Origin of the sequence: Calothrix sp. CCY 0018 (assembly GCF_963920925.1) — a bacterium.
In the GTDB taxonomy this organism is placed as follows: domain Bacteria; phylum Cyanobacteriota; class Cyanobacteriia; order Cyanobacteriales; family Nostocaceae; genus Rivularia.
On record NZ_CAWUDI010000014.1, the window covers coordinates 53,488 to 66,263 of the forward strand.

The following is a 12,776-nucleotide window of genomic DNA, read 5'->3' on the forward strand; positions in this document are numbered from 1 at the left end:
GGGAATGGTGCGTGCTAAATAATATTTTTGACACAACCGATATAAACGTTGATTTCAAAGATGTTGTTGATTGTTTGTCAATATTGGCATAACCTTTTCCATAATTCACAGGTTTTATCCGTAGTTTTTACTAAACAAAAATACTTATTATCCTCTTTTTAAAGATTAATCTTTAGACCCTACACAATTTGGGTATATTTATGTTATGAAGAAAACTTTTATATACATACAGCCGCAAAAATACTACTTTAATTAAATATGAAGTAGTTCTCTTTTCGGTAGATACCGGGATATACGTGCATGATTGACCTTTATACATTTACCACACCAAACGGACGCAAAGCTTCCATAATGTTGGAAGAAATTGAACTTGCCTACAACGTCCATACAATTGATATCACTAAAGACGACCAATTTACACCTGAATATGTAGCGATTAACCCCAACAGTAAAATACCCGCCATAGTAGATAAAGATACGGATATAACTGTATTTGAATCGGGTGCAATATTGATGTACTTGGCTGATAAAACCGGCAAATTTCTACCAACCGAGCAAAAACCCCGCTATCAAGTAATAGAATGGTTAATGCTGCAAATGGGTAGCATAGGACCAATGTTCGGACAATTAAATCACTTCAAGAAATATGCCCCCGAAAAGATTCCCTATGCCATTCAACGCTACGAAAAAGAAACCCTCCGACTCTATGGAGTATTAGACAAACAGCTTGCAGACAACGAATATATTTGTGGTGACTACTCCATAGCCGACATAGCCACCTATCCTTGGGTGACAATCTACGAAATGCAAGGAATGACACTCGATAACCATCCCAACCTAAAAAGATGGCACGACACCGTGTCAAATCGTCCAGCAGTGCAGCGGGGGATGAAGGTTCCGTAGGGGATGGGGACAAGGGGACAAGGGGAACACTACTTAATATTCTTACTGTTCCCTATTCCCTATTCCCTATTCCCTACTCCCTACTCCCTACTCCCTGTCAAAATACTTCTCGACGCAACGCACGAACATTTCAACACCCATTGCTAATGCTGTTTCGTCGAAGTTAAAGCGGGGATGATGGTGGGGATAGGCTAAGTCTTTTTGGGGATTTGCCGAACCTAAGAAGAAGTAACAACCGGGAATTTCTTGCAAGAAGTAGGACATATCCTCGCCACCCATTGTTTGACATTCGGGTACTATTCCTAAAGGGGTTTCTACTACTTCTTCTGCTACGCTTCGTACTAATTCTGCCATTTCGACATTATTAATTGTGGGTGGGTAAAGTCCCCAATATTCTAAGTCGTAATTTGCACCGTGAATTTCACATATACCGGCAATTATTTTCTCAACTCGCTCTTGAATAAAGCCTGCAAATTTTGGATTAAAATACCTGACGGTACCGCTCATTCTGGCTGTATCGGCGATTATATTACCCTTTGTACCCGCGTGAAGTTCTCCTACGGTAACAACGGCAGATTCAATTGGACTAACGTTACGAGAAACAATAGTTTGTAAAGCATTGACAACTTGAGCCGCAACTACCACCGAATCAACAGTTTGATCGGGCATTGCACCATGTCCACCTTTACCCAAAATTGTACAGCGAAACGATTCTACCGCCGCCATCAAGGCACCATTACGAACACCTACAGTTCCTAAAGGTAAATTGTTCCACAGGTGAAGACCAATAATTGCATCTACGTCAGGATTTTTTAATACACCCGCTTCAATCATCGGTTTAGCACCACCTGGCCCTTCTTCTGCGGGTTGAAAGATAATTTTGACAGTACCTGCGAAACTATGGCGATGCTGCTGTAAATAATAAGCCGTACCCAGCGCGATCGCAGTATGTCCATCATGTCCGCAAGCGTGCATTACTCCTTCATGTTGCGATTTATAAGATACTTCATTCATCTCATGAACTGGTAAAGCATCCATATCCGCACGAATTGCCAATACTTGATGATTTGATTCGCCTGGTTTACTACCTTTGATAGATGCAACAATACCCGTTTTAGCGATGCCAGTTTGATGTTCGATTCCCCATTCTGTTAACTTTTGGGAAACTAGTTTACTGGTAATCTCTTCTTTGAAAGCTAATTCTGGCTTTTGATGAATTAACCTGCGCCATTCTATAATTTGCGGATGTAACGAACGAATATCGAGTCGAACCTGAGATAAATCGGCAGATGCATTGGGAAATGTGGAAACCATGATTTAAACAGTGAGCAGTGAGCAGTGAACAGTTGGAGTAGAGGGGGAAGAGGGGGAAGAGGGGGGAGATGGGGAAGATAAAATAATTACTAACTCCTAACTCCTAACTCCTAACTTAATTAAACAATTTTTCTAATTCTAAGTCGGATGCGATTTGCGCTAACTTATCTAAATCTTCGGGGTTTTCTAAATAGGGTAAGCAACCTAATACGGGAATATGTGTAAAGGATTCGATTGTATCTACTGGTGCCCAATCGGCGATTTGTTCTGGTGTCATTTCCGAGCAGCAATTTAAAATAATTCCTAAAAGCTGCACTTTGGCTTGTTTTGCTAAAGCCACGCTCGCCACCGCTTGAGAAATTGCTCCCAATCTTACGGGCACAACTAATACTGTAGGTAAACGCCATTCACCGGCTAAATCGGCTACCGTAAATTCATCTGTTACCGGAGAACCCAAACCTCCCAAGGCTTCCACTAAAAGGAAATCGCGGCTTTGCTGTAGCTGAGTAAAAGTTTGCCATACCACACCTAAATCTATCTCTCGATTTTCTTTGGCTGCTGCGAGGGGAGGTGCCAGAGGTGCCTGAAAATATAAAGGTGTAATTTCCGTTTCCGATTGCGATAGTGAAAATAACTTTTGGTAAAGTTGGCGATCGCCCACTCCCGACTGAATTGGTTTCATGATTCCCAAGCTTTGTTGGGGACGATATTTTTGTAAATAAGCAGCAAGGGCTGTGGTAAAAACAGTTTTACCCGCGTCGGTATCGGTTCCAGTTATAAATAATGTCTTAAGCAATTTTAGATTTTAACAAGATTTTCAATTATCTTACATGACAAGGGAGTAGGGAGTAGGAGTTAGGAGTTATGAGTTGCGAGCCTCCCCCACTCCCCCACTCCTAATTTCCCTCAGAATTAGATTCAGGTTCCGGTGCTGGCTCTACTTCCTCTGGAGAAGGAGTTGGTTTTTTGATGGAAGGAAACTTTATTGGTGGTAGTTTTACGTCGGGAATTTTAGTTGGAATACTAGTTGGAATGCTAGTGGGAATACTAGTAGGAAAACTAGTTGGAATAGTTATATTAGGTCGCTTGCGTTTTTCCTCTGCGGATGGTGTTGGTGTCTCTTCTACAGGTGGTTGTGTAGGTTCTATTTCGTCGGGTGTTGGTGTCGGTTCTATTTCTGGTATTGTAACTGGATCTTTCAAACTGACTTTTAAGGTATATTCGGCTTGCTTAATTTCTGGAAGATTATTTAATTCAATAGTGTATCTACCAGTAAAAGCTAAATCGCCTTTATAAGAGCTTACCTGCCGCGCTACGTTATCAATAATTTCTTTATTGGGGCCTAATACCGTTAACGAAACACCATTTTCTTCAACCAAAACCGCTGTCAGTACCTGCCCTTCATCACCTCTAAAGGTATACTGCACGGTTTGATTTTCATTTAAATTACCTTTAACGGTAACTGTATCGGAAAGTCCAAAATTCAACCGCTTGCTAAAAACATCTGGTTCACCTGGTTTGGGTGTTGGTGTTGGCGTAAGAAATGGAGTTGCAAAGGTTTCTGGGGGAGGTGATTCCGATCGCGAATTAGATGAATTTTTGATACTTGTAACTAAAGCCCAGGAACCCAATCCCGCTAATAATACTACCGCCGCACCGACTACTATTACTGATATCGGACTATCTATAATTGGGTCTTTCTGTGGTGGTGGAATTACTGGCTCTGGTCGGCGGCGGGGTGGCGGTTGTGGCGGCTGTACTGGTTCTGGTTTGCCACCGACAGCGACTGTTTGCATTCTTGATACGTCGGGTTTTGCTACGGTAGGTTGATTCAAACTGTCTAATACTTCTAAAACTTCGCTAGCACTTTGATAGCGCCCTCCGGGTTTGTGACTCAACATTCGATTCAATATTTGAGCAAATCGCGGATTTACCGTTACCCAACGCTGCCAATTCCAAGTTAACAAGTTGTCGTCAAATAATTCTGCGGGTTCTTTGGCAGTTAGTAAAACAATTGCACTCACTGCTAAGGAATATAAGTCACTACTAGGATAGGCTTGCGCTGTTTGAATTTGTTCGCTGGGAGAATAACCGAGTTTTCCGACAAAAGTTTGAGGTGTTTGATTTGGCGAACCCAACTTAGTAGCCAATTCTTTCACCACACCAAAATCAATTAATACCGGCAATTTATCGCTTTCGCGCACGATCATATTGTCCGGTGAAATATCGCGGTGGATGATTCCTTTACCGTGAATGTAGTCAAGTACTGGCAACAAAGAACGTATCAATCGCAATACTTCGCCTTCGGTAAAAGCACCACCCATCGCTTTACGCTCTTGAAGTATGTCGTAGTAAGTTTTTCCTTCTACATAATCTTGTACTAAAAATAATTTTTGGTCTTGTTCAAATCTTTCGCGAAATTGAGGTACCTGGGGATGCTTAATTTGATACAAAATAGCGGCTTCTCGTCCGAAAAGTTCCTGGGCTTTTTCCCACGCAGAAGTTCCCGTGGTGTTCGGAATCAATTCTTTAATCGCGCAAAGTTCGTTAAAACGCCTCTGGTCTTCCGCTAAGTAAGTTCTACCGAATCCCCCTTGACCCAAGGTTTTAATGATGTTGTAACGGTTTTGTAATATAGTACCAGTAGTAATCGGTGGTTGCATAATTATTCGAGTTTGTGTAATAGATAAAATAGAGTATTTTACTTAGAAGCTAACGGTCAAACTGATAACGGCGAGTCAGTAACGCAGCAAGGTATAGCAAACAGTGATATTGCTTGCTCCTACATTTTTACATTTTGTTTAATTTATGAATGTGTCAAAAGGTAGACAACTTACCTTAAGAAAAAAGTTTAATATCATTACGGCGAATAAGTGAAAATATTTACCCGGATTAATACTGCTTGTCACTTTTTTGTATTTCCATATCTCAGTATGCTTTACTAAAAAATTTACCTAACCTATCTATATAAATATAGTAGTACCTGTGTATTGTCAGACGAATAAATTTATTAGACGGTTTCTGAAGCGACAAAAAGCAAGTATAATAATCAAAACTGGCTTTTTTTAAACAAAGCATAATTATTTATTAATCAGAGCATTAACATTATAAAATTTTAATGATTATAAAATTTATAGAATTTATAGAATACGAGTAGTTATACTTAAGAATATAGTTAAATTAATATACTGGTTGTGAACTAACTATTGCGCCCGCAAGCATTCAAAATATTGTGTGATTTTCAGTTATGAACTACTGCCTGCTTTAATAAAATTGAACCCTATAGAAAAAGAATATGGCGCTTAAATTAACTAAAAGCGCGATCGTTAGACTGGTATAAAACCGATAAAATTAGGAGGTTGAAGCTTGATAAGTATTGATATATGATTATTCTCTCTAGAACAAAAAATAAATAATAGGTCTGGTCACGCAAGTTAATATCAGTTAAGCTGACAATGGTTTATCTGTGTTTGGAGCGATCAAAATTTACATCAATGCATAGCTTTAGGTCAGAATGTTTCAGCGCATAAATTAAAGCCTTGGAACAAATGACATTTAATTATGCACAAGTATTTAAGTCGAGTCAGTCAAATATAAGCATGATAATATTGCAATGAATGCACAACGAGGGTCTGCTGTGCTGAGTACTGCCACTTTAAAAGTCAAACCAGCTATAACGGGGCTAACAGAAAATCATCGTCTGCGATTGTTCTCTGGCTCTGCGAATTTAGAATTATCCCAAGAAGTAGCCCGTTATTTGGGCATGGATTTGGGGCCAATGATTCGTAAAAGATTTGCAGATGGAGAGCTTTACGTTCAAATACAGGAATCAATTCGGGGCTGTGATGTTTATTTAATCCAGCCCTCTTGTAATCCTGTAAACGATAATCTAATGGAATTGCTAGTTATGATTGACGCTTGTCGTCGAGCATCTGCGCGACAGGTAACAGCAGTAATTCCTTATTATGGTTACGCTCGTGCCGATAGAAAAACGGCAGGAAGAGAGTCAATTACTGCCAAACTGGTTGCAAACCTGATTACTCAAGCAGGTGCAAACCGGATTTTGGCAATGGATTTACACTCTGCACAAATACAGGGTTATTTCGATATTCCTTTAGATCACGTTTACAGCACTCCAGTAATTCTGGAATATTTGGCAAGTAAGGAGTTGTCCGATATTGTGGTTGTTTCTCCTGATGTGGGTGGTGTAGCAAGGGCTAGGTCATTTGCGAAAAAGCTTAATGATGCACCTTTAGCAATTATCGATAAACGCCGTCAAGCACACAATGTAGCTGAAGTCTTAAACGTCATTGGTGATGTTGAGGGCAAAACAGCCGTATTGGTAGACGATATGATCGATACTGGCGGAACCATTTGTGAAGGAGCGCGTTTACTGCGTGAAGAAGGAGCGCGTCAGGTATATGCCTGTGCGACTCATGCTGTCTTTTCTCCACCTGCCATAGAAAGACTTTCTAAGGGTTTGTTTGAAGAAGTGATTGTCACCAATACAATTCCTTTAGATAACAGTCAAAATTTCCCTCAATTAGTAAGGCTTTCAGTTGCCAATCTTTTAGGAGAAACTATTTGGCGGATTCACGAAGATAATTCTGTGAGTAGTATGTTCCGTTAAAAAATTAATTGTAAGGATTAAATTTAAAAATAAAGGATGAAGTGAACTGTTTTTTATCTTCATCCTTTATTTTTAATTTATAAAAGTAGCAGAAAACGGGGAAAAGAAAACAGGGAACAGAGAAAAGTAGATATTAGTTTAGGATGTTAGCTATTTAAAATAATAGTTAATAAGAACGTAAGTTTTGCTTCATATTTCTGTTGATAATGACTCGATAGTAAGATTGAATAACTATTATTTACTATTATTAATTAATAAATAAAGAAATAAACGTAAGTCTAATTTATGTAAATACAGAAACCAGGTTTTTCCAAAAAACCCGGTTTTTAAATACCCCAAGTTATTACAATTCAATAATTGCTAACTTGCTGAAGCTTGTTTCTGAGTTTTTACACTTCTTTTACCCCAAGGCTTCACAAAGGAGATAGCAATAATAAATAAAAGAGAGGAAGTTTGAACGATCGCACCAATCAAAACACCCTTTTGGTCAAATACGTAGAGCGGGTTTTGCAATGCTTGTAACCTATCCTCTGCGGAAATTGCGGTCATCGCATTCGTCCAAGGTCCCAGCCATATGCTACCAGTTACAATCAGCGTTACGGTACCAATCCACTTGGCGATAACCCAGTAATGTTTAAAAAATCCCCAAATCGTCAACCAGCAAATTAAACCACCGCTGAGTAAAGAAAAAAATGCGCTGGGGATAATTACAACATCATCTAACAGCTTCATTACCGAGTTAATCGCATAAAGTTGATCGCCGTTAGCAGTATTCCAGTTCATCAGCGCGATCGCAATCATGCACAAAGCAGTACCAAACCACATCGCCGCAAAGGCTACGTGAAGAGTTATCAACCATTGTTTCTGTTTGGCGTTTATGTTTTTCATATTTAAGGAGTAGGGAGTTGGTGAAAATCCCGTCTCTGTAATTAAACAAGAATTAATAGTTAGGTGCCTAATTATATTTTAAACCGATCTTTATGAAAATACAAGTTCTTATTCTTAAACATCGCGCATAGCAGAAGTCCCGTTGCGAAGCTTACCAAGTAATTCAATAAACGTCTTTTTCTCCGTAGCGTTGAGATTGGACATCATATCAGTAGTGCGACAAAAATGGTCTGGAAGCATTTTCGAGATGAACTCGCGTCCCTTATCAGTTAATACAATAGTTAGCTTTCGTCTGTCTTGCGGGTAAGGTTGCCGTTTAACTAAATCTTCTTTTTCTAATCCATCGAGTAAGCCAGTTATTGTAGCGCGAGTTACACCAGAACGTTCGGCAAATTCGGATGGTGTTAATCCCTTATCTGAAGCGACAAACAACTGGATTAACAGCGTGAATTTGCCCATCGATAAATTATAGCGGGCAAAATGAGCATCTAAGGCTTGCTGAACCTCAGCTGTTGTATCGAGGAAAGTTAGACAAGCTTCTACGGAAGATATATCTAATTCAGGATATTCTTGCGCTAATTGGGTTAGTGCTTGATGATTGGGTAAACGACGGGATGTAACCATGAATGATAATTAAAAAATGTTTGGGCGTGGATTAAGAAAAATTACCATTCTCCATATTAGACATCTCCGGTTAGGAAAAAACACCCCTCTCCAAACCTCTCCCCCACAGGGAGAGAGGCTTTAAAACCCCATTCCCTTGCAGGGAAGGGGGTAGGGGGTTAGGTTTGTATGTAAAGACGACCGTTTCTAAATCTTTTCCGGAGATGTCTATTCTATTACTCATGAAGGCTCTTAAAATTACAGTTGAGATATGGGAGCAGGAGGAGAAGAAAGTACATCCGCAATCATTTGTATGCGTATTTTAATAGTACTTTATTACTATAATAAAATGTATCTATCAATTATCTTGGCTTTCTTGGTGGATAATGAGTTAAAGGTAAAAAAATTTGATAATGTAATTAGTTTAGGAGTTTGATGATTTCTGGAGTGCATGTGAACGCAAATACTTCCAAGGTAAATAGATTAACGCTTGACGAACCTGGTGATTTAGCAGCGCCTCGGGGTTCTCAGCCTTGGGCGATCGCAGTGCGATTGCAAATACAGTCTGTTTTAAATGATAATGCAGGCGATGTTAAGCAGATACGAACTTGGCTTAAAGGGATAGAAGAACATTCGGGATATAGTCAGCTCACAAATGAAGATGGCGAAGCTTTTTCCTCATATGCAGAATTTTGTAAAGCAAAGCAACCTTGGGGATTGGGTTCATCTCCAGAAATCATTGAGCAAATGTTAAAGGATTTAGAATTGAATCAGGAAAACATTGTTGAAGTCGAAGAAGAAAAAAGTAGAAGTTGGGGAGATATAGAGCAATATTTGCAAAGATTCTCCAAAGTTATTCAAGATTGTGAGGATAATAATTCTATTAGCGTGCATCAAATTGCAAAAATATTAAATATTCATATAAAAAATGCATATAAGTGGAAAAAGCGCTGGTTAGATTTGGGTTGGATTGAACCCGCGCCTGAAGGAAAAAGAGGTATTTACCAGATTTCAGATGAAGGAAAAAAACAAGTACAACAGTGGGCAGAGCAAGCGCCATCTGGTGGATTTAATGAACCTTTATGGTTAACTGTTCCCCGCAGCAATCCGCAAAAAGCAGCCGAAGAGTTAATCGCTTCTCTAGAAGTTGAACAACTCAAAGAAATTTATGAATTGATTGGCAAAAGTTTTGAGAAGCAAGAGTAGTTAATCAGGAGTTAGGAGTTAGGAGTTAGGAGTTAGGAGGAGAATGATGAAGCAATGGAGTAATGGAATAAAAGTTATTTCCTTATCCCCTCACCCCATCTCCCCCTCCACCCTCCCCCCTCCCTGTTTTCCCAAAATATATCTTATCTCCAGCAGCAAAATAATAAATTATCAATTGGGAATAATAAAGCTATACCTTTAAAATTAATATCAGGGGTAGCGAATATTGTATGCCACAGATAAAAATTATTAGAGCAGCCTTACGGGAAATTCAGAAACTTCCTTATTCTGCTGGCGAGAAAGTCTATGAAATTTTACGTAGTTTGAGCTTGGGAGAGATAACTGATACTAAATCTCTTCAAGGATATGAAAAGCTTTTGCGAACTAGACAAGGCGATTGGCGAGTTATCTGGTTTAAAGAAGATATTGATAATATTGTAGTAATCAAAGCTGGATTACGGGGTAGCGTTTACGATGATGAATTTGAACGTCGAAACAGTAAAAACTCAGTAATAATACAAGAATTACTAAATCCGCAAGAAACACAACTTACAGAACATCCAGCTTACCGATGGAATCACGAACTTAATATAGATTGGTATAAATTTATATTTAGTAGCTATCATTATTCTCCTGTAAGAACTAATTACCAAAAAGAATTATTAGATCAACTTTTTAAACCTTTTTCAACACACAGATACAGTGCAGATCAAGAATTAAGTAATAAAGCCTGTATAATTCAAAGCGCACCAGGTACGGGAAAAACTGTATGTGCAACTTTACTCGCTTGTGAAATTCATCGGCAGCAAGAATGGAATATCGTATTAATAGTGCCAGATGCATTAAAGAAAGATATTGTTAAATATTCTGAAATACAACAGGCTTTAATTAAAGATAACTTTTGGTTGGTGAATTTTCAGGAATGGTTATATAAAATAAATTCGCAATTTAAAGATTGCCTCGCATCACCTGAAGAAGAATTAACAGCTTTACAACAAGCCGCAAATCACATTAATTTAAGATTCTCAAATTCAGAAGAGATTAGTTACAGAGATGTTTTACTTTATCAATCATTTGTATTAGATGAAGAAAATAAAAATGAAGATAGAAATGCCATTTATCAAGTAAATAAAACCAGAATTAACAAATTAAAGAGAATTGAGCATCAAAAATGGTTAAACGAATTAAACGGGAAAAAATCACGAATTGATGCTGTAAGAGAATTAAAAAATAATATTCCATTATTGCCGTTTGAGAATCCTTATACGTTAGTAATTGTTGATGAAGCCCAAGATTTTATGCTTTGTGAGTTGCAAGCGTTAATTGCAACCTGTAAAGAATGGAATAGACAATCAAATTTAACCCATTTATGGTTATTAGGGGATTTGAATCAGCGAATTCAACCCACAGATTTTAATTGGGGAAAGCTGCATCTAAGAGAAACAATCAGTTTAAAACGAAATTACCGCAACTCGCGCTATATCCTCGAATTTGCCAATCAGTTTCGGAATTTAGCACAAGAAATTAATAGTAAGCTCAATGCAAAACATCTACCAGCAGCAGCTAATCCAGAAGATGCTTTTGAAGTGGGTGAAAAGGTACGAATTCTAAAATGCGATTCGACAGATGATGCTTTAATCTTTTTGCAACAATTTGCTCGTCAAGATGCTTCAGTTGAGAATAAGCGTTATTTACTTCATTATTTAGCGAATGCTGTTAAAGTCATTTCTAATAATAATTTAAAGATTTGGGATGAAAACTTGGTAATTCTCAATGCTGAAGATGCCAAAGGTAGAGAATTTGAAGCTTGTATTACTTGGGGTTTATTTGCGGGAAACGGTAAACCATCATTAGAAGAAGCTTTTCAATGGTATACGTTATTAACTCGCGCTCGCTCTCGATTATTAATAGTAGTAACTCCGGAAGAATTAAATCGCTTAAATTTAAGTCAACGGGATTATTTTGAAAATTGCCTCACCATTGACTCTCAATCAGCAATTGGTTGGATTACTGAATTAGCTAGCGATGTTGATATTAGCAAAATTTCCGATGTCAAACAGCGTTTGCTTAAACGATGTGAAACTGGACATTTATACTGGGATACTTATTTAGCCTTGCAGTTGGCAGGAATAGAAGGTTCGGAGTTATACCAGTGGGAGAAGGATGCAATATCTCGTTTAAAGAAACACTCAGATGAATATTTAAAATCGGAATTAAATCATATTCAAAACATTTCTTTAAGGTGTTTGCTATGGAGAGCAATGGAGTTTTCCTGGGAAGCAGTTATAGAAGCTACCAATTTACAAAAAATAGATTTTAACGAGTACGAGCGTTTACTTAACAGTATTGCCAAGGATTTAGAATTAAAAGGATTGACTTATGAAGCAGCAAGAGTAAAAGGGCATCTTGGTGAAGATAATCATCGCGATACTTTTCCTTTCTGGGAGGAAATAAATCAAAATCCTAATTCTTCTCAATCCTTAGTAACACTACTATGTGAAGCGTTTGCATCTCGAATTGATAATATTTTAGAAACACAGGAAATAAATCAATGACAGATTCAGTACAACCAGAAATTATACTTTCAGATAAACAAATAGCCGAGCAACTTGAAAAACTAGCTCATAAAATACAGGAAGGAATAGATAAAGCTTATCAAGTTTTAAAACAAGCCGAACAAATCAAACAAGAAATTGAGTTACAAAAAGCGGAATTTAATCCTACTGTAGAAAAAGCAATATCTATAGGAGAACAAATACAGGATTGGGAAGAAGCATTAAATACGGTTGCAGAAGTAGCAGATAAAGCAACTATTCAAAGATTGGAACAGGAAATAGAATTAGCTAGCAACCAAATAAATGAAGTTCAAGCACAGGTAAGGCATACAGATAAAATTTTTGATGCATTCATGAGTGAATTGCAAAAGCGTTTAGTAGAAGTTAGTCAATTAAAAAATCAAATAGAAGCAGATAAAAAAGTGGTTGAAGATTTGGCTAAGGAAACGGATGATAAATATCAGCAAATATTACAAATGTTTTATCAGATATGCGAGCAACAAAAAGCTCAAGTTGTTAGTGATGTTCCAAGTGAAATATTAAAATCCCCTGCATCTATTGATGATGATTTATTTTCAGAATTAGATTCTCATGTTGAATTAGATAGAAAAGGTTGAATTTTTTAGTTTACTGTAAATTGACGCTGATATTCCAAGCTATTTGACTTTTTAAAAGAT

Annotated in this window: 10 protein-coding genes; 5 read left to right on the forward strand and 5 right to left on the reverse strand. The window is 37.8% G+C overall.

Features of this window, described 5'->3' with window-relative positions; genetic code table 11:
• Window positions 1–300: 300 nt before the first annotated feature.
• Complete coding sequence (locus tag ACM03V_RS12375; protein ID WP_414621081.1) at window positions 301–903, forward strand: glutathione binding-like protein; 603 nt, start codon at window positions 301–303, stop codon at window positions 901–903.
• A gap of 87 nt (window positions 904–990) precedes the next feature.
• On the opposite strand, the gene ACM03V_RS12380 is transcribed toward ACM03V_RS12375, so the two are convergent.
• The 3 genes from ACM03V_RS12380 to ACM03V_RS12390 all read right to left on the reverse strand — a co-directional run bounded on the left by ACM03V_RS12380 (window position 991) and on the right by ACM03V_RS12390 (window position 4,880).
• On the reverse strand, window positions 991–2,217 hold the full coding sequence (locus tag ACM03V_RS12380) for a M20 metallopeptidase family protein (protein ID WP_414621082.1): 1,227 nt from the start codon (window positions 2,215–2,217) through the stop codon (window positions 991–993).
• 115 nt (window positions 2,218–2,332) lie between these two features.
• Window positions 2,333–3,013, reverse strand: a complete 681-nt coding sequence (gene bioD / locus ACM03V_RS12385) for a dethiobiotin synthase (RefSeq protein ID WP_414621083.1) — start codon at window positions 3,011–3,013, stop codon at window positions 2,333–2,335.
• Window positions 3,014–3,113: 100 nt separating this feature from the next.
• A complete protein-coding gene (locus ACM03V_RS12390; RefSeq protein WP_414621084.1) occupies window positions 3,114–4,880 on the reverse strand; it encodes a protein kinase domain-containing protein in 1,767 nt (588 codons plus the stop codon).
• A gap of 950 nt (window positions 4,881–5,830) precedes the next feature.
• Here ACM03V_RS12390 and ACM03V_RS12395 point away from each other — a divergent pair.
• The gene (locus tag ACM03V_RS12395) at window positions 5,831–6,847 is read left to right on the forward strand and encodes a ribose-phosphate pyrophosphokinase (RefSeq protein WP_414621085.1); all 1,017 of its coding nucleotides are present in this window, start codon (window positions 5,831–5,833) and stop codon (window positions 6,845–6,847) included.
• A gap of 360 nt (window positions 6,848–7,207) precedes the next feature.
• On the opposite strand, the gene ACM03V_RS12400 is transcribed toward ACM03V_RS12395, so the two are convergent.
• Together ACM03V_RS12400 and ACM03V_RS12405 are read right to left on the reverse strand one after the other, a co-directional pair.
• A complete protein-coding gene (locus tag ACM03V_RS12400; RefSeq protein ID WP_414621086.1) occupies window positions 7,208–7,735 on the reverse strand; it encodes a hypothetical protein in 528 nt (175 codons plus the stop codon).
• 114 nt (window positions 7,736–7,849) lie between these two features.
• The gene (locus ACM03V_RS12405) at window positions 7,850–8,359 is read right to left on the reverse strand and encodes a MarR family winged helix-turn-helix transcriptional regulator (protein ID WP_414621087.1); all 510 of its coding nucleotides are present in this window, start codon (window positions 8,357–8,359) and stop codon (window positions 7,850–7,852) included.
• Between the two features lie 432 nt (window positions 8,360–8,791).
• Here ACM03V_RS12405 and ACM03V_RS12410 point away from each other — a divergent pair, with 432 nt between their 5' ends.
• The 3 genes from ACM03V_RS12410 to ACM03V_RS12420 all read left to right on the forward strand — a co-directional run bounded on the left by ACM03V_RS12410 (window position 8,792) and on the right by ACM03V_RS12420 (window position 12,716).
• The gene (locus ACM03V_RS12410) at window positions 8,792–9,544 is read left to right on the forward strand and encodes a hypothetical protein (RefSeq protein WP_414621088.1); all 753 of its coding nucleotides are present in this window, start codon (window positions 8,792–8,794) and stop codon (window positions 9,542–9,544) included.
• Window positions 9,545–9,774: 230 nt separating this feature from the next.
• Entirely contained in the window at window positions 9,775–12,099 is a 2,325-nt protein-coding gene (locus ACM03V_RS12415) for a hypothetical protein (protein WP_414621089.1), read from the forward strand.
• Complete coding sequence (locus tag ACM03V_RS12420; protein ID WP_414621090.1) at window positions 12,096–12,716, forward strand: hypothetical protein; 621 nt, start codon at window positions 12,096–12,098, stop codon at window positions 12,714–12,716. Before ACM03V_RS12415 ends, ACM03V_RS12420 begins: the two co-directional genes overlap by 4 nt.
• The last annotated feature ends 60 nt before the right edge of the window (window positions 12,717–12,776 follow it).